24 protein-coding genes and 1 pseudogene are annotated in these 23,285 nt (G+C 47.8%); 24 read left to right on the top strand and 1 reads right to left on the bottom strand.

The features are described 5' to 3' along the window. The first annotated feature begins 28 nt into the window (after positions 1-28). The 3 genes from BLU30_RS09115 (at position 29) to rpiB (ending at position 3,085) form a co-directional block, all read left to right on the top strand. Entirely contained in the window at positions 29-1,465 is a 1,437-nt protein-coding gene (locus BLU30_RS09115) for a nicotinate phosphoribosyltransferase (protein ID WP_090245692.1), read from the top strand. Between the two features lie 23 nt (positions 1,466-1,488). After that, positions 1,489-2,532 carry an L-threonylcarbamoyladenylate synthase gene (locus tag BLU30_RS09110; RefSeq protein WP_090245688.1) on the top strand — a complete coding sequence of 348 codons (1,044 nt, stop codon included), beginning with the start codon at positions 1,489-1,491 and terminating at the stop codon, positions 2,530-2,532. A gap of 103 nt (positions 2,533-2,635) precedes the next feature. Beyond that, on the top strand, positions 2,636-3,085 hold the full coding sequence (rpiB, locus tag BLU30_RS09105; protein ID WP_090245686.1) for a ribose 5-phosphate isomerase B: 450 nt from the start codon (positions 2,636-2,638) through the stop codon (positions 3,083-3,085). Between the two features lie 203 nt (positions 3,086-3,288). Here the strand turns inward: rpiB and BLU30_RS09100 are convergent, their stop codons facing one another. Then, on the bottom strand, positions 3,289-3,678 hold the full coding sequence (locus BLU30_RS09100) for a 4Fe-4S binding protein (RefSeq protein WP_090245684.1): 390 nt from the start codon (positions 3,676-3,678) through the stop codon (positions 3,289-3,291). A gap of 211 nt (positions 3,679-3,889) precedes the next feature. Between BLU30_RS09100 and BLU30_RS09095 the strand changes: the two genes are divergently transcribed. The 21 genes and pseudogenes from BLU30_RS09095 (at position 3,890) to preA (ending at position 23,275) form a co-directional block, all read left to right on the top strand. Next, entirely contained in the window at positions 3,890-4,426 is a 537-nt protein-coding gene (locus BLU30_RS09095; protein ID WP_090245682.1) for a signal peptidase I, read from the top strand. Continuing rightward, positions 4,395-5,108, top strand: coding sequence for a hypothetical protein (locus tag BLU30_RS09090; RefSeq protein ID WP_090245680.1), 714 nt, complete (start codon positions 4,395-4,397; stop codon positions 5,106-5,108). The genes BLU30_RS09095 and BLU30_RS09090 overlap by 32 nt, the downstream gene beginning before the upstream one ends. Before the next feature lie 139 nt (positions 5,109-5,247). Further along, entirely contained in the window at positions 5,248-6,027 is a 780-nt protein-coding gene (locus tag BLU30_RS09085; protein WP_090245678.1) for a hypothetical protein, read from the top strand. 64 nt (positions 6,028-6,091) lie between these two features. Then, positions 6,092-6,682 (top strand): SipW-dependent-type signal peptide-containing protein, encoded by a 591-nt coding sequence (locus BLU30_RS09080; protein ID WP_090245676.1) that lies wholly within the window; start codon positions 6,092-6,094, stop codon positions 6,680-6,682. Between the two features lie 22 nt (positions 6,683-6,704). Further along, positions 6,705-6,914 (top strand): hypothetical protein, encoded by a 210-nt coding sequence (locus tag BLU30_RS09075; RefSeq protein WP_090245674.1) that lies wholly within the window; start codon positions 6,705-6,707, stop codon positions 6,912-6,914. A 102-nt stretch (positions 6,915-7,016) separates the two neighbouring features. Beyond that, on the top strand, positions 7,017-7,847 hold the full coding sequence (locus BLU30_RS09070; RefSeq protein WP_090245672.1) for a response regulator: 831 nt from the start codon (positions 7,017-7,019) through the stop codon (positions 7,845-7,847). Then, entirely contained in the window at positions 7,847-9,178 is a 1,332-nt protein-coding gene (locus BLU30_RS09065) for a UDP binding domain-containing protein (protein ID WP_176770885.1), read from the top strand. The genes BLU30_RS09070 and BLU30_RS09065 overlap by 1 nt, the downstream gene beginning before the upstream one ends. A 16-nt stretch (positions 9,179-9,194) precedes the next feature. Further along, on the top strand, positions 9,195-10,061 hold the full coding sequence (galU, locus tag BLU30_RS09060) for a UTP--glucose-1-phosphate uridylyltransferase GalU (protein ID WP_090245668.1): 867 nt from the start codon (positions 9,195-9,197) through the stop codon (positions 10,059-10,061). Between the two features lie 81 nt (positions 10,062-10,142). Continuing rightward, positions 10,143-11,831 carry a phospho-sugar mutase gene (locus tag BLU30_RS09055; RefSeq protein ID WP_090245666.1) on the top strand — a complete coding sequence of 563 codons (1,689 nt, stop codon included), beginning with the start codon at positions 10,143-10,145 and terminating at the stop codon, positions 11,829-11,831. A gap of 12 nt (positions 11,832-11,843) precedes the next feature. Continuing rightward, positions 11,844-12,374 carry a ferredoxin domain-containing protein gene (locus BLU30_RS09050; RefSeq protein ID WP_090245664.1) on the top strand — a complete coding sequence of 177 codons (531 nt, stop codon included), beginning with the start codon at positions 11,844-11,846 and terminating at the stop codon, positions 12,372-12,374. Positions 12,375-12,468: 94 nt separating this feature from the next. After that, positions 12,469-12,900, top strand: a pseudogene (locus BLU30_RS14530) (2-thiouracil desulfurase family protein); the annotation flags it as partial. 48 nt (positions 12,901-12,948) lie between these two features. Further along, positions 12,949-14,013: a D-alanine--D-alanine ligase family protein gene (locus tag BLU30_RS09045; RefSeq protein ID WP_242873557.1), complete on the top strand. Its 1,065-nt coding sequence runs from the start codon at positions 12,949-12,951 to the stop codon at positions 14,011-14,013. A gap of 25 nt (positions 14,014-14,038) precedes the next feature. Next, positions 14,039-14,485, top strand: coding sequence for a YwiB family protein (locus BLU30_RS09040; RefSeq protein WP_090245660.1), 447 nt, complete (start codon positions 14,039-14,041; stop codon positions 14,483-14,485). A gap of 81 nt (positions 14,486-14,566) precedes the next feature. Next, positions 14,567-16,258, top strand: a complete 1,692-nt coding sequence (gene argS / locus BLU30_RS09035; protein ID WP_090245658.1) for an arginine--tRNA ligase — start codon at positions 14,567-14,569, stop codon at positions 16,256-16,258. Between the two features lie 7 nt (positions 16,259-16,265). Then, a complete protein-coding gene (locus tag BLU30_RS09030) occupies positions 16,266-16,961 on the top strand; it encodes a tRNA threonylcarbamoyladenosine dehydratase (protein ID WP_090245657.1) in 696 nt (231 codons plus the stop codon). Between the two features lie 9 nt (positions 16,962-16,970). Continuing rightward, complete coding sequence (locus tag BLU30_RS09025) at positions 16,971-17,288, top strand: bh protein (RefSeq protein WP_090245656.1); 318 nt, start codon at positions 16,971-16,973, stop codon at positions 17,286-17,288. A gap of 205 nt (positions 17,289-17,493) precedes the next feature. After that, positions 17,494-18,792: an NAD(P)H-dependent oxidoreductase gene (locus BLU30_RS09020; RefSeq protein WP_090245655.1), complete on the top strand. Its 1,299-nt coding sequence runs from the start codon at positions 17,494-17,496 to the stop codon at positions 18,790-18,792. 131 nt (positions 18,793-18,923) lie between these two features. Continuing rightward, positions 18,924-19,781 (top strand): MerR family transcriptional regulator, encoded by an 858-nt coding sequence (locus BLU30_RS09015; RefSeq protein WP_090245653.1) that lies wholly within the window; start codon positions 18,924-18,926, stop codon positions 19,779-19,781. A gap of 408 nt (positions 19,782-20,189) precedes the next feature. Continuing rightward, positions 20,190-20,735, top strand: a complete 546-nt coding sequence (locus BLU30_RS09010; protein ID WP_090245651.1) for a DUF1097 domain-containing protein — start codon at positions 20,190-20,192, stop codon at positions 20,733-20,735. Between the two features lie 53 nt (positions 20,736-20,788). Further along, positions 20,789-21,997 carry an FAD-dependent oxidoreductase gene (locus BLU30_RS09005; RefSeq protein WP_090245649.1) on the top strand — a complete coding sequence of 403 codons (1,209 nt, stop codon included), beginning with the start codon at positions 20,789-20,791 and terminating at the stop codon, positions 21,995-21,997. 21 nt (positions 21,998-22,018) lie between these two features. Then, on the top strand, positions 22,019-23,275 hold the full coding sequence (gene preA, locus BLU30_RS09000; protein ID WP_090245647.1) for an NAD-dependent dihydropyrimidine dehydrogenase subunit PreA: 1,257 nt from the start codon (positions 22,019-22,021) through the stop codon (positions 23,273-23,275). Positions 23,276-23,285: the final 10 nt, after the last annotated feature.

Genomic DNA, 23,285 nt, shown 5'->3' with positions numbered 1-23,285 from the left:
ATATGGAGCAGGAGAATAGGAGACAGAAATGCAATTTGAAAGAAAACTTCAGCTGGCCACGGATTTATACCAGCTGAGTATGGGAAACGTGTATTTAGAAGATGGTAAGAAGGACGAAATCGCCGTATTCGACGTATTCATCCGGAATAATCCCTTTGGTGGCGGCTACACCGTGGCAGCTGGACTTGAACAGGTTATCGAATATATTGAAGGGTTAGCCTTTGAGGAAGAAGATGTTCGGCTTTTAAAGGCGAACCATCCTGAATTCTCCGATGGCTTCATCGACTATTTACGCAGCTTTCGGTTTACCGGTGAGCTCTATGCCGTACCAGAAGGAACGGTTGTCTTTCCCTTTGAGCCCATTATCCGGGTGAAGGCGCCCCTCATTGAGGCTCAGCTTGTAGAGACCACCATTTTGTCCATCATCAATCATCAGACCCTGATCGCCACCAAGGCATCCCGTATCGTCGAGGAAGCCAAGGGCGACCCAGTGATGGAATTTGGACTGCGCCGGGCCCATGGTACCGAGGCCGGGTATTTTGGCGCCCGGGCAGCCGTTATTGGTGGCTGTGCCGGAACCTCGGTGGTGGAAACGGAAGCGATGTTGGGCAAGCCCTCCATGGGAACCATGTCCCACAGCTTTGTCTTAAGTTATGATACGGAGCTTGAATCCTTTTATAAATTTGTAAAATATAATCCCCAGAACGCAGTTTTATTGGTGGATACTTACAATACTTTAGAGCAGGGAATGCCCCATGCCATCCAGGTTTTTAAGGAATGCCTGGCTGATGGCCGAATTACCGGGAATTACGGGATTCGCATTGATTCCGGGGACTTAGCCTACCTCACTGCAGAGGCCAGAAAGATGTTAGATGCGGAGGGCCTTACCGATGCGGTCATTGTTGCTTCCTCCGATTTGGATGAGTATCTCATTAAGGATCTGAAAATTCAGGGGGCGAAGATTAATTCCTGGGGAATTGGGACGAAGCTTATTACTGCCTACGATTGCCCGGCCCTGGGGGGGGTTTACAAGATGGCCCAAATCGATGGAAAGCCTAAAATCAAGATTTCCAACGATCCCTGGAAAATCACCAATCCCGGATATAAGAAAATCTATCGGATTTATGGCAAGAGTAACAACATGGCCCTGGCGGATTTGCTGTGCCTGGGGGATGAGGTTATTGATGAAAATGAACCCTTAACCATTTTCCACCCCATGCATACCTGGAAAAAACGGACCATCACGGATTATTATCTAAAGGAACTCCTGGTCCCTATTTTTGTAGATGGGAAAAAGGTTTATGATGTTCCCACCATTGCCGAGAGTAAGGCTCATTTAGTGGCTGAAAAGAAAACCCTGTGGCCAACCTTTAAACGGATGATCAATCCCCATGTCTATCATGTGGACTTATCAAAATCCCTATGGGAGATGAAGCAGGCACTATTAGATAGTGCAGAGAGTTAATACAGTCAGAAAGAAGGGATAACATGGAGACCTTGCTTTTAGAAATGGATGATGCATCCATTACAGAAAGTCTTAAAAAAGCGGGGGCGCTCATACGCCAGGGTGAAACTGTGGTATTCCCCACGGAAACCGTGTACGGATTGGGGGCCAATGCCTTAGATGGGGAAGCGGTCAAAAAAATATTTTTAGCGAAGGGCCGTCCCGGGGATAATCCTCTCATCGTCCATATTGCGGAGGTGGAGGCCGTGGACGGCTTGGTCGCCCAGGTTCCGGAAAAGGCCAGGGCTCTGATGGATGCTTTTTGGCCTGGGCCCCTGACCCTTATCATGGACCGGGGGGAGATCATCCCAGAGGAAGTCACCGCAGGGCTCTCCACGGTGGCCATACGCCTGCCTTCAGGAGATATTGCCCACCGCCTGATTCAGGAAGCCGGGGTGCCCATTGCCGCACCCTCGGCCAATATTTCCGGACGCCCCAGCCCTACCAAGGGGGAGCACGTTTTAGAAGATATGCTTGGGAAGGTATCGGCCATCCTTATCCGGGAGGATGTGGAGGTGGGCCTGGAATCCACCGTGGTGGATATGACCACTGAGCCACCCACCCTTTTGCGTCCCGGAGGAATCACCGTCCGGGATTTGACGGCGGTTATTGGTGAGGTGGATATTTCTCCCAACATTACAGAAAATATCATTCCCGAGGAGGTCAAATCTCCGGGAATGAAGTACACCCACTACTCCCCGGAAGGCGAGGTTCTTATTGTTAAAGGGACCGATGAAGAACGGGTGGCGAAGATTTCAAGCCATATTAAGGTTCTGGCCAAGAATGGCGATACCAGCATCGGGATTTTGGCCACGGATGAAACCATGGGAAACTATCATAAGGGAATCATCATTTCCCTGGGAAGCCGGGAGGATCCAGGGGAGATGGGCCGAAATCTCTTTGATCGCCTGCGTATTTTTGATGAAATGAAGGTTAAGCATATCTTTGCCGAGGACATTCCGGTGACCAATGACACCCTGGCCATTATCAACCGTCTGTATAAATCCGCAGGATACCAGTTTATTTAAGGTATTTGACCAATACTTACTTTATCAAAGTTTCTAATCTTTGCGCTTTGGAAAAAAGAAGGGGTGTGCTATAATAAGCCCATCAAAGGTTGCGAGGTGTCAAATGAAAATAGCCATTGGATCAGATCACGGCGGATATGAGCTAAAGGAAGTCATCAAGGTTCTGCTGTCTGACGAAGGAATTGAATATATGGACCTGGGTCCTGAGAATGAGGAGTCGGTGGACTACCCCGTTTACGGGCAAAAGGTTGCTGAGGTCGTGGCAGGGGGCCAGGCTGAGCGCGGGATTGCCATTTGTGGAACCGGCGTGGGCATTTCTATCGCCGTCAATAAGATCCCGGGAATTCGGGGATCCCTCTGTACCAACGAATATATGGCTGAAATGACCAGACGCCATAATAATTCCAACGTATTGGTTTTAGGCGGACGGGTGCTGGGAACGGAACTGGCAAAGGCCATTGTGAAGAAATGGCTCTATACCGAATTCGAAGGTGGCCGCCACCAACGCCGTCTGGACGAAATTACGGCGATTGAAGAAAAGTATAATCAGTAAATCAATAGCGTAAAAAGGACGATTGCACAAGAGATCACTCACAGTCGATGTCCGACATATAAATCCATTTTAGGCTCCGCTCCGCGGACAGCTTTGCTGTTCGCGTCAAGTCGACCTTAACTGGTTTTATATGCCGGACATCTGTGGGTGTTTTTTTTTATGCAATCATCCTTTTTCTGTTGAAAAAAATTGACAAATCCTTATTAGGATTCAACGACCTTCAGAATATCCACTGGACAGGCTTTGACACAAATGCCGCAGGCAATACATTTTGAAGGCTTTTCCACATGATCAGCTTTCACAATAAGACCAAAGGGACAGACATCCACACACTTCAAACAGCCCACACAGAGCTTTTTGTTCAGGATGTAGGTTCCTTTTTTATTTTGGGTAATGGCGCCAGCTTCACAGGCTCTGGCGCATTTACCGCATTGCACGCATAGGCTGGGCTTGATGGTGCCGTCGTCCTTTTTGTTAATCTGAATGCAGGCGTATTCTGATACCGGAGCCTTATAAAAGGCTTCGGCACAGGCCAGCTCGCAGCTTAAACAAGACATACAAAGCTCTTTGTTTTCCATTATTAACTTTTTCATTGACAGTCTCCCCTTTTTTGTGATTTGAATTTAAGTCCTAAACATGTACACACAAGTTGCTTGGCTTTATTATACTTTAAATGAAATCATATAACAAGGAGAAAATAGAGAAATTATCGCAGGTTAGGGAATGAAAAAATGCGTTGTGACCATGATGTGACTTGACCTTGTTATTATGGGGGCATAAAACGAAGAAGGACGACAAACCCCAATGAGAAAAGCCTATAATATCTTAACAACAATCATCTTGATACTTTTAGTAGGGTTGGCTGCCATTATGATGCTGCCACGACTCCTTGGGATGACACCTTTGGCCGTACTCAGTGGGAGTATGGAACCCACCTATCATGTGGGAAGTCTGATCTTCGTTAAAGAGGCAGATGCCAATGCGGTGAAGCCGGGTGATCCCATTACCTTTAAAATTAGTGCGGATACCATGGTTACCCACCGGGTCATTGCCATTGATACACAAAATCAATGTTTCTACACGAAGGGAGATGCCAATAACACGCCGGACGGTGGGAGTGTATCCTATGAAAACCTGGTCGGCAAGCCGGCTTTTACCGTTCCAATGCTTGGGTACCTGGCCGTTTACGCCCAAACCCAGCAGGGAATGATCATCCTGATCACCACTATCCTGGTGGTGCTGGTACTTACCTTCGTACCGGATCTTCTATTTAAAGAGGAGACACCAGAGAAGGGAAAGGAGAAAAAGAATGCAGCAGTTCATAAAAAATCTAAGAAATAATAAAAAACAGCTTTTCCTCATGATTGCTGCCATCGCTTTTTTAATGATAGGCGGCACAGTTGCGCTATTAAGCGCTGTCACCGGAACCATGGTAAACGCCTTTGATGGTGGACATGTGAATGTGAGTGTGATTGAGACAGGTGGGGATAAAACCCAGGATTTAGAAAACCCGGGAAACGCTGATGAGAATGTGAATCATTACACAGAAATGACAGCAGACAATCCCACAGTGTCAAAGACCGTTGCCATTAAGAATTTAGATAAACCCGACTATAAAACCGTGGATACCTATGTACGGGTTCGGTTAGTGCCGATTCTTCGATACAACGATGGGACTGAATACGCCGGACAGGTGGTGCCGGTGGATATGGCTGGGAAGGTAAATTACACCTTTGGTACAGATTCTAAATGGGTGGTCGATCATAGCGGTGGGGAAAGCTACTATTATTACACAGAAGCTGTAACACCTGGGAGTACGACTACGAACTTAATTACCGCGGTTACTTATACGGGTAAGCTACCGGAAAATACCCATTTTGAACTCCAGGTTCTCACAGAAGGTATAGCGGCTGGTCAAAAGGATGCCGATGGGAATTCTTCTTTGAAGGGGGCCTGGGGGATTGATGATTTCAGTGGCATGGCAAGTGTGGTAACGTCAGAAACGGCGGTGAATATTGAATAAAAAAAGTTATAAATACTTAGATGTGACAACGGTGTGACAGCTGGGAATTATACTATACATAAGCTTGAGATCGGAATAGGATTTAAAAAAGCATGGACTTTTTAAATATAAAATTCAATCCAAAATGGAGGGTAAAAAAATGAACGTCAAAAAAATGGCAAAGGGAATTACCGTTATTGCCTTACTGGCAATTATCGCAGTGGGTGCAACCTTAGCGTATTTGAGTACAACGACAGATAAGTTGGAAAATAAGTTTACCAGTACTTCAAATATTAAGGGTGAATTAACTGAAACAAACTGGGATAAAGATGCCGCTGCAAAGTATACGCCGGGAGAAGTTTTAGCAAAAAACCCTGTTGTTGATTTAACAGCATCCAATGAGCCGGCATACGTCGCCATGGCCCTTGATTTTAAGGGATTAAATACGACAATGTCCCGAACTGAATTCGCAAAATATTGTACGATTAATGATTTGAACACAACGGACTGGGAATTAATTGCAAAATCGGCCAATGGTTCTGAACTCTATGCATATAAAAGCATTGTAGCTGCGGGTGGCAGTACCAATGCGATTTTCCAAAACATTACCGTTAATGCAGGATTAAAAACTTATACAACGACCCAGTTAGCCACAACAAAAACATATACCTATGAAGATTTAAATTCAAATGGTAAGTTTGATGCGGATGCTGAAACAAAAACGGAAGTAGATAGCAGTACGATTGCAACAAATATCGCAAAAACAGACTATATTGATGCTTTGGGAAATACCATCGCCATTGATAACCTGCCTGCATTCCAGATTGATGCACAGGGTTTTGCGGTACAAAGCGCGGATACGTCTTCAGTGTACAAGGCAGAATTAATTAAACTTGCCAACGCCCAAAGAACGGGCAACGATCTTTTCGTAGCACTTTAATTTTAACTTAAGGGAACAAAGGGAGATCATGAATCTATCCCTTTGTTAAAGAAGGAGCAACCCCATGACAACTACAAAAAAAGCCGCCATACTGATTTCAGCATTGGCCGTGATTGCCATCATTGCTGTTGGCGCCACCTTAGCATACTTTACCGATACCGATGCCAAGCAGAATGTCTTTACCTTAGGTAAAGTATCCGGGACATTAACAGAAGATGGGTCCACCGATGGAACAAAGCGAGAAGATGGTGGCCGGGATTATACAAGCATTACCCCTGGTAAAACCTTGAGCAAGGTTCCCGTCATCACGTTGGATTCGAATTCTCAAAATGCTTACGCCCGGATGAAGATTGAATACACCGGTTTAACAGCACCTCAGATTGCAGAATTTCAAGGGGGGATCACCTTGAATCCTGGATGGGTCTTAGGGTCTGACGGATATTTCTATTACAATACAGTGTTAAAACCTGGGGATACGGCAACCATCTTTAATACGGTTACCATCCCCACAACCTGGGGAAATGAAATGGCTGAAAAATCCTTTAGCATGAATTTAAAGGCTGAATTAATCCAGTCCGATAATTTTACTCCGACTAAAGATACCGCGGGTAATATTACCAGCTGGGGGAACGTCACCATCGAAGCCGCCAAATAACCTGGATGTAAAGAGGAAAAGAATGCAGGACAATACGACAACCATCAAAACAAAGGCCGGACAGACCTTTATCCTGGAAATCCTGAACACCCAAAACAACACCTGGCAGGGAACCGTTCTATGGACACAAACCCAGCAGAAAATCCCCTTTCGCAGTGCGCTAGAGCTGATTCATCTTTTGGATTCTGCGGTAGGAACGGATGAAATACCCAATTCTGTTTTTAAAAAATAAGTTTTCTTGGAAAAGCCATCCTCCGGTCTGGAGGGTGGCTTTCTATTTGCAAATTTTTATTGTATAATAATACCCAACAGCAATGTGAATGGAGAATAGAGAATGGCTGGGAAGTGGCGAGATTTTTTTAAAAAACATGAATGTATAGCGGCACCGGAGGTGCTGGATCAAATCCGTGATGTGGCACGGGAGGCCTTGGCAACAGAAGAAGATGGGAAAGGGGCGTTGAGGCGGATCTTAGATATTCTGGGAACGCCCTGGTTAGAAGCACCACCAGAAGAGGGGATGGAAACGGAAGCTTTAGAAGAAACAGAAACAAAGAAGCCAGCACAGGAAGCCCCGTTGGCAGACGGGGATGTGTTGGCGGAGGCACTGTCATCAGGAGATGAGCCGGCGTTCATTCTGGAGCAGGAACGTGAACCTGTGGGAAGACTGGAAACTGAGGATGAACCACCGGAAGAAGGGGAATTTGAAATCGCTTTCGATGAAGCATTTGATACAGAATTGGAAGAAGAACCGGAGCCCGAGGTGGCCCTGGAACCCATGGATACGGCTTCCTTTGTAGGGAAGCATTTGCTCTATGGCATTGGTCCCAGGGGTGAAGGCAAAGATATCATCACGCTGGCAGAAACCTGGGGGATTCAGGTGGATGAGGCCGCGAATGGCTTAAAGGCAGTGGAGATCTTTTCAGCTTCAGAAGAAGGACGATATGATGGTATCGTGTTGGAAAAGGCGATGTTTCTCATGGATGGGGTAACTGTGGCGAAGTGTATCCGAAAGCTTAAACATGCAGGCAGCCGATCTGTACCCATTATATTGGCCTCGGTAACCGTACCTCTGGGGATGGACCGCATGGAAAATGCAGGGGTTGATGTCTGTATTGGTGAAGGCGCTGAGCGGGAATTGTACGAAGCCTTGAAGGGGGTATGGTAATGGAGAATACAGAGAAAACATCCATGGTGGGGGGCGTTATCGGTCTGACGGTTGAGGGTCTGTCCTGGGGAGCAGTCTTAGCCCGGGCTGGGGTGTCTGCGATGTGTACGGATATGGATGAAGAAATGGTGAGTGGAGCCCTTGAGGGGGAGCTTCCGGGAGAAGAGCCCGGCCTGTCCGAGGCGGTCACTGCACTGACAACTCAGAAGACTTTGGTGTTTGTAAGCCATCCCCGGAGGCTGATTCTTAACTGTCCGGTTATTTTTATCAGTGCCATGGTCCCCATCGGAGAGGACCATCAGCCGAATCTGCGTTTTGTGGAGGCCATTGCCAGACAGGTGGCCAATACAGCCGTGGAGGATCGGGTGCTGGTTATTAAATCGGTGGTGCCCCCAGGCAGCTGTGCCGCAATCCAAGGGATGGTGGATGCTATCTTAGCCGAGGCGGATAAAGCCATTAGGATTCAGGTGGTGTCTATGCCGGATTTATACGCCCGGGGGAATTGGCTTGAGGCAATGGGACGAACTGCGGTGATGCCAGTGGGATGTCCGGGGGAAATTCCTGAGGCCCTGGGCACTATGCTCCACCACCTTTCCGGGGCGAAGAAGCGTATTGCCCACTGCATGCCTGAGGAAGCAGAACTTTCGGCCTATGCCTACAGCGGACTGTTGGCCATTAAGCAGACTTATGGGGATGGGATTACCCGTCTGAGCCAGATGGGGGGAAGTGATCCCCGGAGAATCAAGGCCATTGTAAGGATGCAGGAAAAAACGGGATATGATCCTTTTTCTGAGGCTTTAGGATATGGCGGAAGTTGTATTTCCCAGGAAATAGAAACCCTTCGCCATCTGGCTGGGGAGAAAAAGGCACCCCTGGGACTCCTGGAATCTGTGTCAGGGGATCATAAGCGGATTTTAAGAGCTACAATCAGTCGGATTAAGAAGCAGCTTCGCCGGTCAAAGGCAAAGAAGATTGCAGTTCTGGGGATGGCACCCATTGCCAATACGGATGATCTTCGGGATGCTCCGGCTCTGGTGGTTATTCAGGCCCTGGCGGCAGCGGGGTACCAGTTGCAGCTCTTCACACCCCAGGGTTTAGATCAAGCAAAATGGCGTTTGTTTAGAATCCGGGATGATCTGCTCTTTTGTCTGTCCGTTAAAGAGGCGACCCAGGATGTGGATGCTGTGGTTATTCTGGGGAGATGGAAGGGAATGGAGCGTCTGCTCATGCCCTCCCTGGGGAAACGCATGGAGGGGACCACTTTTATCGACGTGGTCCATGCCTTTGATCAGGACCGAGCCGCTCATTGTGGATTGGAATATTATAATTAAAAGATAGGAGAAAAGCATGAAAGTACGCAAGGCCGTTATACCGGCAGCGGGTTTAGGGACTCGGTTCCTGCCTGTGACAAAATCCGTTCCGAAGGAAATTCTTCCCATTGTGGATAAGCCGACGATCCAGTATATCATCGAGGAAATTGTGGCATCCGGCATTGAAGATATTCTGATTATCACCGGACGGAATAAGGATATTATCATTAATCACTTCGACCATGTACCGGAGCTGGAATTCAATCTCAAGATGAAGGGAAAGGATGCCGAGCTGCGTATGGTGGAGAACATTACGAATATGGCCAATATCTTTACGGTACGCCAGGGGGAAGCCAAGGGTCTGGGACATGCCGTGCTCTGTGCCAAGGAATTCGTTGGGGATGAACCCTTTGCTGTGGTCCTGGGGGACGATATCGTTTATAATGAAGAAAACCCAGCGTTAAAGCAAATGATTAATATCTATGATAAATATCAGGCTTCAGTCATTGGGGTGCAGACGGTTCCGGATGATCAGGTGGATAAATACGGGATTGTTTCTGGAAAGTCTCTGTCGGACTATGTGTATGAAGTGGAAGATCTGGTGGAAAAGCCTCCCATTGATGAAGCACCCTCCAACCTGGCTATCCTGGGCCGATACATCATCTCCCCTGAGATCTTTGAAATTCTGGAGCATACGGGTCGGGGAGCCGGTGGAGAAATCCAGCTGACAGATGGCTTAAAAAAGCTGGCTAAGCGGGAAAAGATGATGGCCTACGATTTTGCCGGACGCCGTTACGACGTGGGGGATAAATTGGGATTTCTGGAAGCTACCGTGGAGTACGGTCTGCGAACCCCTGGATTAGAAGATAAATTCAGAGAATATCTTAAAAATTTGGAGCTTTAAGCGCTTTTCTCTTGTGGCGAAAAAGGGAGTGGGTTATAATGTATGAAACCGAAAAGCAATTACACCAAGGAGGAGAGAAGAATGGACTATCAGACAAATTGTCAGGCATGGAAGGATTTTATGCAATGGGACGCCAACATGTACAAGGAGCTCTCGGTCATTCGGGATGAAAAAGAATTAGAGGATCGATTCTATACGGACTTAGCCTTTGGCACCGCTGGTATGCGTGGAAAAATTGGAATGGGGACCAACCGTATGAATATTTATGTGGTTGCCCGGGCGACCCAGGGATTGGCCCAGTATCTGCTGGCGGCAGACCCCGCCAATGCCGAAAAGGGTGTGGCCATCGCCTATGATTCCAGGAACTTTTCTCCGGAATTTGCCCAGGTAGCGGCTCAAGTATTGGCGGCCAATGGGATTGTGGCGTATCTCTTCGATAGCCTGCGTCCGGTGCCGGTACTGTCCTTTACCGTGCGCCATTTAAAAACTGCTGCGGGGATTGCTGTAACAGCGTCCCATAATCCGAAGATTTATAACGGCTATAAGGTGTACGGCCCAGACGGCGGTCAGATTACTGCGGAGGTAGCTGATGGGGTGGTCGCAGAAATTTCTAAAATTGAGGATTATTTCGGGGTGAAGCTTGCCGCCATTGATGACGAACATATTATTACGGTTGGGCCTGAGGTGGATGATGCTTTTGCTGCCGCTGTTGAGGGGGTAGCCCATGCCAATCCCGGGAGTGATTTAAAGGTGATTTATACCCCACTCCACGGCAGCGGTAATGTGCCTGTGCGTCGGGTGCTGGCAGATCTCGGCTACAAAAATGTGGTGGTGGTCAAAGAGCAGGAACAGCCCGATGGGGATTTCCCAACGGTATCCTACCCCAATCCCGAGGAAAAATCTGTCTTTAACATTGCCATCGCCATGGCGGAAAAAGATGGTGCAGATGTGATTATCGGGACGGACCCGGACTGTGACCGTGTCGGGGTGGTCTGTCGGAAATCCGATGGCGATTATGTGGTTTTCACCGGCAACCAAACCGGGGCCCTGCTGGTGGATTATATGCTTAAAACCCGGGATTATCCGGACAATAAGGCGGTTATCAAAACCATTGTGACCAGTGAAATGGGCGGGGTGATTGCCAGAGCCCAGGGTGCTGCGGTGGTTGATGTCCTCACTGGATTTAAATACATTGGGGAAAAAATGACAGAGTGGAAGGAAAGTGGAGAACAGACCTTCGTCATGGGCTATGAAGAAAGCTACGGCTACCTGGCCGGGGATTATGCCCGGGATAAGGATGCCGTATTAGCCTCGGCCCTGGTGTGTGAAATGGCCCACTACTACAAGCAAAAGGGAATGACCTTATACGAAGCCTTAGAGGATTTATACGCACAGCATGGCTTCTTCCTGGAAAATGTCCAGGCCATTACCCTGGAGGGCATCGAAGGTAAGGTCAAGATTAACACCATTATGGAACAATTCCGGGGGACTCATTTTGATGGCTTTGCCGATGAAAGGCTGGTGGTCTTTAATGATTACCAGACGGGAGAAAGCATCGATTTGGAAACCGGCGTGAAAACACGGATTGATTTACCTAAATCCAATGTTCTGAAATTTGTCTTTGATAAGAATTCCTGGTATGCCCTGCGTCCCTCTGGAACCGAGCCAAAGCTTAAGATTTACTACTCTGTGGTAGGCACCTCCCATGGCGATGCCGAAGCCAAGCTTTCGGTGCTCCAGGAAGCCGTCGCTGCCAATATCCCAAAATAAGAGGAAAATAAAATGATTGTAAAATCTGAAAAAGCAGAAGCTGCCGCAGTCATGATGACTGCCAATGCCATGTGTGCTGCTGCCCGGACTGCACCCAAGGCCCGGGGCATCGATTATATTGAGACTGCCGTTATCACCGATACGGAAAAGGGTGAGCTGGTGGCAGAGATGATGCGATTGGGGGAAGCCCAGGACAAACCCAGCTTTATCCGGGATGGAAAAAATGTCGAATTGAGTGCAGCCGTGGTGCTCATCGGAACCCGGGAAGGGAAACGGGGGCTCAATGAAGCCTGTCAGCTTTGTCATTATGAGGACTGTGCCCAGTGCCAAAAAGCAGACGGGGTCTGTGTGTATGATCCTATGGACCTGGGAATCGCCATCGGTTCTGCGGTATCTGTGGCAGGGGATGCTCGCATCGATAATCGGATTATGTTTTCCATTGGCATGGCAGCAAAATCCCTGGGATACCTGGGAGCAGATGTCACCATGATTATGGGGATTCCCCTTTCAACCAGTGGCAAATCAATTTTCTTTGACCGCTAAGCCCAGGGGCAGCACTAATTTATAGGGTCAAATAAATGATGGCAGATACTGACAAATTATGTTGGTATCTGCTTTTTTATGGTATGATACATAAATGGATGATTCGATGAAAAAGAGTGAAAAAATTTTGGTCAGTGCCTGTCTGGCTGGACAGCCATGCCGCTATGATGGCCGGGCAAATCCCCATCCCCAGATCATCAAATGGGTTCAGGAGGGACGGGGGATTCCCGTGTGCCCAGAACAGGCAGGGGGTCTGTCAACACCCCGCTTGCCATGTGAAATAATGATGGTAAGTGATGGACAAAAAGTGTATAATGTTAAAAATGAAGATTGCACTTTACCCTTTGTTGAGGGCGCCCAATATGCCTTGGCCCTGGCCCGTAAACACGGGTGCCAGAAGGCTGTTTTAAAGGCAAAAAGTCCATCCTGTGGCTATGGGCAGATTTATGACGGTTCTTTTTCCGGGACTTTGGTCAAGGGGAGCGGAATCACCGCGGCGTTGCTTGAAGAAAAGGGCATCACGGTTATGACTGAAGAGAGCTTACCAGAAAAACCACTGAATCAGGAGGCGTTTATGGAAAATAAAATAAAATTAGGTGTGGTATTCGGCGGTCAATCCGGAGAGCATGAGGTTTCCCGGGTATCAGCCTATAATGTACTACAGGTTATTAATACAGCAAAATATGACATCACTTGTATTGGCATTACCAAGCAAGGGGTGTGGATGATTTATAAGGGGCCTTACAGCCGTATTAAAGATGGCTCCTGGGAACAGGATGACGAAAACCTGAAAAAGGAATTTTCCCTGTTTCATGATTCAGAAATCACTGAAATCGATGTTTTTTACCCCATTCTCCACGGCCCCATGGGAGAGGATGGCACCATCCAGGGTGTCTTTGAAATGATGGGCAAGCCCTACGTAGGCTGCGGTGTCCTGGCCTCTTCAGTGGGGATGGACAAGGTCGTCTCTAAAATATTATTTGAATCAGCGGGAATCCCAGTGACACCCTATGTGTGCTTTAAAAAACGACAATGGGATCAGAACCAGGATGCCATCCTGACCAAAATTGAAGAGAAGCTTGGCTATCCGGCCTTTGTCAAACCGGTAAACATGGGCTCCAGTGTTGGCATTAGCAAGGCCCACAACCATGAGGAGCTGGTGGCAGGCATTATCGAAGCCCTGCGCTATGACCAGAAAATTCTGGTGGAAGCCTTTATTGATGGCCGGGAAATTGAATGTGCAGTGCTGGAGGATGGAGGGGTCATTAAGACCACTATTCCCGGTGAAGTTGTCGCCTCCAAGGAATTCTACGATTATGAAGCAAAATATTCGGATGATCAGGATTCAGAAGTGATTATCCCGGCACCGATTTCTGAGGCTTTGTTAAACAAAGTTCGGGAATATGCTGCCATTGCCTTTGAAGCCATCGATGGCTCGGGCTTAAGCCGGGTGGATTTCTTTGTAACCCGGGAATCTGGAGAAATTATCATTAACGAGGTGAATACCCTCCCCGGATTTACGAATATCAGTATGTATCCCAAGATGTGGGAAAATATGGGGATGGATTACGCTGAACTGGTGGAAAAAATCATTTGTTCAGCGGGGCGAAAGCGGGATACGGAGTATACGCTTAGCTAAACAAAAGGAACAGGAGGTGAGTAAGATGATGCCAGAACGACAAAAGGTTTGGCTGTCCATCAAGGGCAATTATGGCAGTGAAGATGTTGTAGGTGATGATGCAGTATTCCTGACTGAAGGAGACTATTACCGTGAACAAGGGGCAACGTGCCTGAGTTATGAGGAATCAGAAATGGCCGGCATGGGTGGAACCACCACCACTGTTCGGGTGAATGGTGATAAGGTATCGGTCATTCGCCTGGGCTCGGTGAACTCGATTATGGAATTTGAGCAAGGTAAGCACAACCTCACCATGTACTCCACACCCTATGGGGATATTTCCATGGGAATTTTCACCAAGGAGATCGATGTGGTCTACAATGACCAGGAAGCTCCTGTGAGTGTCAAAGTTGACTATGATTTGGAGATTAAGGGGATTTCGAATACCAGCAATCGAATTAATATTGAAATCAGTAGTTGTCCGGTTTCATAAAGATAAATAAGCACGGGCAGACAGTGAGTCTGCTCGTGCTTGCTTTTAAGACAAGCGAAGAGATGGAGGATTTGCAAGAAGATGTATATCAGAGAAAAGGTTGAGGAAGAAATAAAAGGGCTCATCCAGAAGGCGGTGGATCAGGCCGTTGCAGCGGGAGACTTTAATGTAGAGGCATTACCGGAAATTCAGTTAGAGGTTCCCCGGGAACGGGAGTATGGAGAGTATTCCACCAATATTGCCATGCAGCTTCCCAAGCTAGCCCGAAAAGCACCGAAATTGATTGCCGAAGCCATTCTGCGCCATATGGATATTGATGATTCCTATGTAGCAGAGGTGGATATTGCCGGTCCGGGCTTCATTAATTTCAAACTGAAGCCAGAATGGCACTATGAAACGGTACTGGAAATCGAAGAAATGCAGGCGGATTACGGGAAGACCCAAGGTCATGCCGGAAAAACCTATAATCTTGAATTTGTTTCGGCCAATCCCACGGGACCCATGCACATGGGAAATGCCCGGGGGGGAGCCATTGGTGATATTCTGGCAGAAATAGCCGCTTGGACGGGCTATAACGTTACCCGGGAATTCTATGTTAATGATGCGGGGAATCAAATTGCAAAATTCGGACAATCCCTGGACGTCCGCTTTAGACAGCTTTTAGGGGAGGATATATCCTTCCCCGAGGATGGCTACCAGGGTAAGGATATCCAGGTGCATATGGAGGAGTATATCGACGCCAAGGGCGGTGCAGAGGCCTGTCGGGTGCTTTTAGAGATGCCGGAGGACGAACGCAGGGCTATCTTTGTGGAATACGCCCTGGAAAAAAACCTTAAAAAAATGCACGAGGATATGAATACTTATGGGGTGGACTACGATGTCTGGTTCTCTGAGCAGAGCCTGTATGACGATGGGGAAATAGAAGCAGCACTTCAGACCCTTAAGGATCGGGGGGCAGTCTATGAAGAGGATGGTGCTGTTTGGTTTAAAACCACGGATTATGGCTGTGAGAAGGACGACGTCCTCATCCGTCAGAACGGTCTGCCCACCTACTTTATGGGGGATATTGCCTACCATTTAAATAAGCTCATTACCCGGGGATTTGACCGCAGTGTCAATGTCTGGGGGGCTGACCACCACGGACACATTGCGAGACTAAAGGCCGCCATGGAAGCCGCCGGGGTCAATCCAGACCGTCTGCACATTGTTATTATGCAGTTAGTGCGCCTAGTGAAGGATGGTGAGCCGGTGCGGATGTCGAAGCGGAAGGGGAAAGCCATCGGCCTGACCGAACTGTTAGATATGGTTGGCGTGGACGCGGCCCGGGTATTCTTTAATCTGCGCTCACCGGACAGCCACTTTGATTTCGATTTAGATCTGGCCATTCAGGAATCCAATGAAAACCCGGTGTTCTATGTGCAGTATGCCCATGCCCGGATTTGCAGCATTCTCCGTCAAATGGAAGGGAATGTGACGGATGCGGCCTCAGCGAACCTAACCCTATTGACGGCCAAGGAAGAAATGGATCTGATGGAAATACTGTCGGATCTGCCGGGTGCCATCATCGTGGCAGAGGATAAAAATGACCCCAGCCGCATCACCCGATACGCCATTGATCTGGCCTCCGCCTTCCACACCTTCTACAACGCCTGCCGCGTTCGGGTAGAGGATGTGGAGCTGATGAAAGCCCGTCTGGCCCTGGTTTTATCCACCCGCCAGGTCCTCAAAAACGTTCTGGGTATTCTTGGGGTAGAAGCTCCGGATCACATGTAGCTTTGCCATGATCACCCAATTTGCAAGAACCGAAAAAATCATTGGCAGCCAGGGAATAAAACACCTCCAGTCCGCCCGGGTGATCCTCTTTGGTGTCGGTGGAGTGGGCTCCTATGTGGCCGAGGCCCTGGTCCGAACCGGTGTCGGTCATATTACCCTTGTGGATAAGGATGTGGTGGATGAAACGAACCTCAACCGGCAGCTTATTGCCTTACACACCACCATTGGAGAGGAAAAGGTGGCTGTCGCGACAGCCCGATACCGGGAAATTAATCCAGAAGTGACGGTTCAGGCGATTTCCGCCTGCGTCCTTCCGGAAAATATCCAGACCTTTGGTCTTGAGAATTACGATTACGCCATCGATGCGGTGGATATGGTGACGGCTAAGCTGGCCATTATTGAAGCATGCCATCAGAAGGGGACACCTGTGATTTCCTGCATGGGGACAGGGAATAAGATGGACCCAAGCCGTTTTGAAGTGGCGATGATTGAAAAAACCAGTGTGTGTCCCTTGGCCAAGGTGATGCGTCGGGAGCTCAAGCTTCGGGGGATTAAAAAGGTCAAGGTCGTCTATTCCCGGGAAGAGCCATCAGTTAAGGTAACGCCCCCGGGAAGTATGAGCTTTGTACCCGGTGCGGCTGGATTACTGATTGCCGCCACTGTTGTGAAGGATTTGCTAGGAATCAATGTGTCCCCAAATTAGGAGATTATGATGTCGAAGACGAACATGGATGCGTATCTGTTCTGTTTGAATTGTGATAAAGATACAGACCATAAAATCGAATATCGGGATGGTCAAATTCATCGAATTACCTGTAGGGAGTGCGGCATGGCCATTCAAATTAATCAAGAGTATATTCAGGCCCATTTTAAAGAAGACTTCGTTGACCGGGTCATGAGTAAGCCTGGACGGATGACCAAGGAAATGCAGGCGGATCTTAATGGCTTTATTAAATCCCTGCCCTACCGGGTGATTACCAAGCCTTACCGGGTGTATAAGGAATGGGAACAGGAAGAAAAGAAAAAATAAGACGTGCCCAGGGAACCACCATCGCGGTGGTTCTTTTTTTACGCATAAATGAAGGGGGCGGATTATACTTGTTCTGAGAGGTTTCTTAATTCATCGTGTTAAGGAAATAACAATGGTCGAATTTTAGTGCAAAATGCAGTATAATACAAACAGATTTAAGAAAACAATCTTTTAATTTTACATTTGAAAAAAAGAGAGGTAAAAAATGATTAATGTCAGTCATAAGCTGAGAAAACGTGAGACTGAGGGAAATCCCATTCAGGTTGGCATTGTGGGGATGGGACAAATGGGAATTACCCTGGTTGGTCAGATTTCCAGGATGAAGGGCATGCGCCCGGCAGTGGTGGTTGACCATAAGCTGGAAGCTGTTAAAGCAGCCTTTGAGCGGGCCGGTTATCGGGAAGGCCAGGATTATGAGCTGGCGGATACGGTGGCAGAGGGGGACCGCATTTTGGCGGAGGGTAAATTTGTGGGAACCCTCAATGATGAATTGGCCACCAAATGTGCCATCCTGGATTGTGCGGTAGATGCCACGGGCGTTCCAGAAGCTGGGGCCAAAATTGCCATGGATGCCATCAACCACGGCAAGCACATCGTCATGCTCAACGTAGAGACAGATGTGTGTATTGGTCATATCCTTTATAAAATGGCCCAGAATGCGGGCGTGGTTTACACGGGCAGTGCTGGGGATGAGCCTGGCGCTGTGATGGAGCTTTTTGATCTGGCCGATTCTTTAGGTTTTGAGGTCCGGGTTGTGGGGAAGGGAAAAAATAATCCGGTTATTCTGGATTGTACCCCGGAATCCGTTAAGGAAATTGCAGCGGTTAAGGGCGCCAGTCCACGGATGATTTGTGCCTTTAAAGATGGTACTAAAACCATGGTGGAAATGGCCGCCATGGCTAACGCCACGGGTTTTATCCCGGATGTGGTGGGGGGCCATGGTGCTGAGAGTGATGCGAAGCATCTGCCCCAGGTACTCAGCCTGAAAAGCGAAGGCGGTGTCCTTAATCGCTATGGGGTGGTGGAATATATCAACGGCGTTGCCCCTGGGGTCTTTGTGATCTGCAGCACCGATGAACCGGATATTATGGCAACTTTGAAATATATTGAAATGGGGGATGGGCCTAATTATGCCCTGTACCGCCCCTTCCACTTAACCAGTGTGGAAACGCCATCCTCCATTGCTAAAGCCGTGATCGATCATGAGCCCACCATTGTGCCCAGCTGCGGCCGCATGGCTGAGGTCGTGACGGTGGCTAAAAAGGATTTGGTTCCGGGTGAAATCTTTGATGGCATCGGGGGATATACGATCCGTGGGACCATTATGGCGGCCACAGAATCCGATGCCATGGGGGCACTGCCCATGGGGCTGGTGGATGCCCAGACAAAGCTGCTTGTGCCCAAGGCGGCTGGAGAAATCATCACCTATGCGGATGTGGAACTGAACCACGATAGCCTGGTGGTTCAGCTAAGAAAGCTCCAGGATCAGCTCATTGATGCATAAGCAAGTGCGAACCCGAATAGAAGGGGATGAAATCAAAAAAAAGGGAGAAATATTGAGGCGGTTATGATAGAATAACAGGGTTGGAAAAGGCATGAGTTGACAATATCTAAAGAAAGCGGGGAGGAAGAACCATGGAAAAGGTTAAGTATTATTCCATCGGCCAAGCGGCAAAGATTTGTAAAATACCCATCCAGACCCTAAGATATTATGATGAAATCAAGTTACTGGTGCCGAGCCTCAGGAAAGAAAAAAGTAATTATCGATACTATAGCGCAAATCAATTGGTAACGGGGTTTATCATACGTCAGTTACGCCTCATTGGTTTAGGACTTAAGGATATAAAGAAAATCGTTGATGAAAATACAGCGACAGAGCTGAAGGTATTGATTGACAGCAAGCTTAACCAGCTGGCTGGGGAGATTGCCGAGCTCCAAAAGATCCACGAGGAAACAGAGATTTTCGCTGCCAGGATTCAAAAAGGAACCGTTTTGTTAGAAGGACAAAAGGGTGAGGGGCAGGATGGCTATGCGCTCCAGGATATCCCGGAAATCTATCTTTATGGAGACCGGAAGGTCATTGAATCCTATAAAAATGAAGAAGTTAATCTCGAGCGATGGATTGCTGTGAATGAAGAAGCCCGGGAAAACAACTTAAAGGTTTGTGGTCCCATCTTCGTAACCTATTATACCGAGCTTTTAGGCCAGCTACTGGCCACAGATTGTGATTTGGAATTCAGTATCCAGGTGGAGCCTGGGGAACGAAATCATAAAAAGATTCACAAGTATGGGGGCTTTACAGCAGCGACGGGTATTCATGTCGGGGATTACGACACCATTTTTAAAACCTATATCGGTTTAAAACGTTGGATTGAGGAAGGTGGCTATGAAGTTGTGGGACCTGCCACTGAGGAGTTTATCATTTCCCCCATTGACATTAATAATAAAGAAGAGCACGTGACGAAAATCATTGTGCCAGTCGAGAAAAAGTAAAACGCGAAGGCCAAGCCAGCAGAGATCGCTGGATTGGTCTTTTTTTCGCGCCACTACGACATGGCATCACTGTAAATGGATGCGGTTCAAGGGAGGGTGTCAGCATTTCAAATCAAACACTCGGGTAGGTGGAGGGATGGGAAGGGATTTTCGAAAAAGGCTATCAATATCAATTTAAGGGGTGTCGTCTTTATTGAAAAGACAAATGTTTGTAATATTGAACAAAAACAACAATTTAAGCAGATATTTCCATGAAAATTACAATTATGTAGCAGGAGAGTTGGGGAAATATCGTTAAAAAATAGTCAAAAAAATTCTTAAAACGAAAAATTAAGGGTTTACTTGCACCCCAATGGATACAATACAATAGATTTATACCAAGTCAGAAAAAATCAAGGAGGGTGTATTATGGGATTTGGTTACATTATGGCAAGTGCCTTAGGTAGTGGCATTGTTTGTGGAATTTGGGCTGGGTTCAGCACATATTTCAGCATTATTGCCCCAACACTCATAGCGGGTTGGGTTGGATTTGTGGGTTGTACCTCGTATTTTACTGCGGGTTGTGGACGTAATGGTTTTATTCGTTCAATGTGTAGTAACTACGCTGGGGTACTCATTGGTTGTACCATCATTTCTTTAAGTGTGATGATCTCCAATGGATGGATTTTCAGTGCCATTTGCACAGGATTCTTTACTTGGGTGATCTGTTTCCTGGCACACATCGATTTAACCAGGGTCGTTCCATGTACGTTCATGGGTGGGTTTTCTGCCTTTGCAACGGGAGGAAACTGGCAGCTGCTCGTTATTTGCTTACTGCTTGGTAATTTGGTTGGTCTGGGAAGTGATTACCTCGGACGCTACATTTATAAGCGGTTTATGCATAAAAAGGATGAAAAAGAAGATTGGGTATTGGCCCAGGTGCTCCCTGATGAGCCAGAACATATTGAGGGTTAGCATTCCATTAAAGTTGATTTTAAATTGAGCGAGAGAGAAAGGATAGTATCAATATGAGTGATGTTTTAAAAAAATCGTATGCGCAAGAAATTGAAAAGGGTTATGATTATCGCCGGGCCATGGAGGAAGCTTCCCGCTGCCTCCTGTGCCATGATGCCCCGTGCAGCAAGGGCTGCCCGGCAGGTACCGATCCTGGTAAATTCATTCGCTCCCTGCGGTTTAGAAATATAAAGGGTGCGGCCGAAACCATCCGTGAAAACAATGCCTTAGCTGGAAGCTGCGCCCAGGTTTGCCCCTATGGCAAGCTTTGTGAAGAAGCCTGCAGCCGCTGTGGCATCGATACGCCCATTAATATTGGGAAAATCCAACGCTTCCTGGTTGAACAGGAAAAAGAACAGGGCATGGAATTTTTAACACCGGCTGCAAAGAATGGCAAAAAAGTGGCCTGTGTCGGGGCTGGTCCTGCCTCCTTAACCTGTGCCAGAGAACTATCGGTATTAGGCTATGATGTCACCGTCTTTGAAGCCAAGGAAAAGGCTGGCGGTGTGTTGTCCTATGGGATCGTACCCTCCCGTTTATCCCAGGAAGTGGTGGACTTCGACATTGAAACCATCGCAAAAACCGGTGTGCACTTCGTCTTTGGCGAAACCGTCGACGGGGCACGGCTGGAAACCCTTAAAAAAGAATATGATGCTGTGTTTATGGGCATCGGCCTGTGGCAGGCGAAAATGGTAGACCTCCCTGGGACAGATTTAGACGGGGTTGTCGGTGCCATTGACTTCCTGGAAAAAGCTAGAACAGGTGTGGTGACAGAATTACCAGAAAACGTATTGGTTATCGGCGGCGGAGATGTGGCCATGGACTGTGTGACGACAGCCAAGCAATTAGGCTCTAAGAATGCGGCCATCGTTTATCGGAGAACCATTGAAGAAGCACCGGCAGACATCGAAGAAGTCAAACTGGTCCAGAGTATGGGGATTCCGATGTTCACCCAGTTTGCACCTGCTGAAATCCTGGGGAAAGATGGCAAGGTCACCTTCCTCAAGGCTACAGGCCGGGATGGTGAATCTGAAATGACTTTAAAGGCAGATATGGTTGTCTTTGCCATTGGTCAAGAGCTGGAAGCTGCCTTTGAAGGGGTCTCCTTTGGGGATGGTGTCTTCGTTGGCGGAGATATGAAAGATGGCAAGGGTGCAACCGTGGTAGAGGCTGTGGCCGACGGTAAGGCTGCTGCAGCTGACATTGTGAATTACCTGGGATAATTAGAGGAAGGAGAACAAATTATGGCATTAACAAAAGATTTATCAATCGACTTTATGGGAGTACATTGTGAAAATCCCTTTTTCCTGTCCTCATCTCCCGTGGGCAGCAACTATGAAATGTGCGCAAAAGCACTCGAAGCAGGCTGGGGTGGGATTTATTACAAGTCCATCTCGGTGTTCATCCCCAATGAATGTTCACCCCGTTTCGATATCGCCACAAAGGAAGGGACTCCTTGGACCGGATTCAAGAACATGGAAATGACCTCCGACAAGCCCAATGAACTTAACTTTGAATATATGCGTCGTTTAAAGGAAGACTATCCCAATAAGGTGATTGTCGCTTCCATCATGGGGAGTTCTGATGAAGAATGGGAATTCCTGGCCAAGGAAGTCACCAAGGCTGGGGTGGATCTCATCGAATGTAACTTCTCCTGTCCTCAGATGACCTCCTCCACCATGGGCTCAGATGTTGGCCAAAACCCTGAATTGGTAAAGCATTATTGCGAGGTCGTTTCCAAGGCCACCGATGTTCCTGTCATTGCTAAAATGACACCGAATATTGGGAATATGGAAATCCCTGCCATTGCCGCCATTGAAGGGGGTGCCAAGGGAATTGCTGCCATTAATACCGTGAAATCCATCACGAATATTGATGTGGATAATATGACCGGGATGCCTGTAGTGAACGGAAAATCTTCGGTTTCTGGTTATTCCGGAGCTGCGGTTAAGCCCATCGCCCTGCGCTTTATTTCTGATATGAAGCACGACCCCATCTTAAAGGATGTACCAATGACCGGTATGGGTGGGATTGAAACCTGGCGGGACTGCCTGGACTTTATCCTTCTGGGATGTGAAAACCTCCAGGTCACCACTGCGATCATGCAGTATGGTTACCGCATTGTCGAGGATATGATTTCTGGCCTTTCCCACTTTATGGAAGACCATGGCTTCGAACGTCTCCAGGATATGGTTGGTCTGGCACTGCCGAACATTGTTGGGGCAGATGATCTTGACCGTTCCTACAAAAGCCTGCCGGTTATTGATGAAGACAAATGTGTGGGCTGTGGCCGCTGCTATGTTTCCTGCTTTGACGGTGGACATCAAGCCATTACCTTTGACGAAGAGACCCGTGTACCAAAAATTCTGGATGATAAATGCGTGGGCTGTCACCTGTGCCTGAATGTCTGTCCTGTGATGGATTGTATCCTGCCAGGTAAGCTGGTCTTAAAGGAAGGCGAAGCCGAGCACGAAATCAAATTAAAGGAACATTATCTCTAAATCGGTTATA

Source organism: Eubacterium barkeri (assembly GCF_900107125.1).
GTDB lineage: Bacteria > Bacillota > Clostridia > Eubacteriales > Eubacteriaceae > Eubacterium_O > Eubacterium_O barkeri.
Note: the sequence above shows the minus strand (reverse complement) of the source record. Positions and strands in the feature narration are given on the sequence as shown.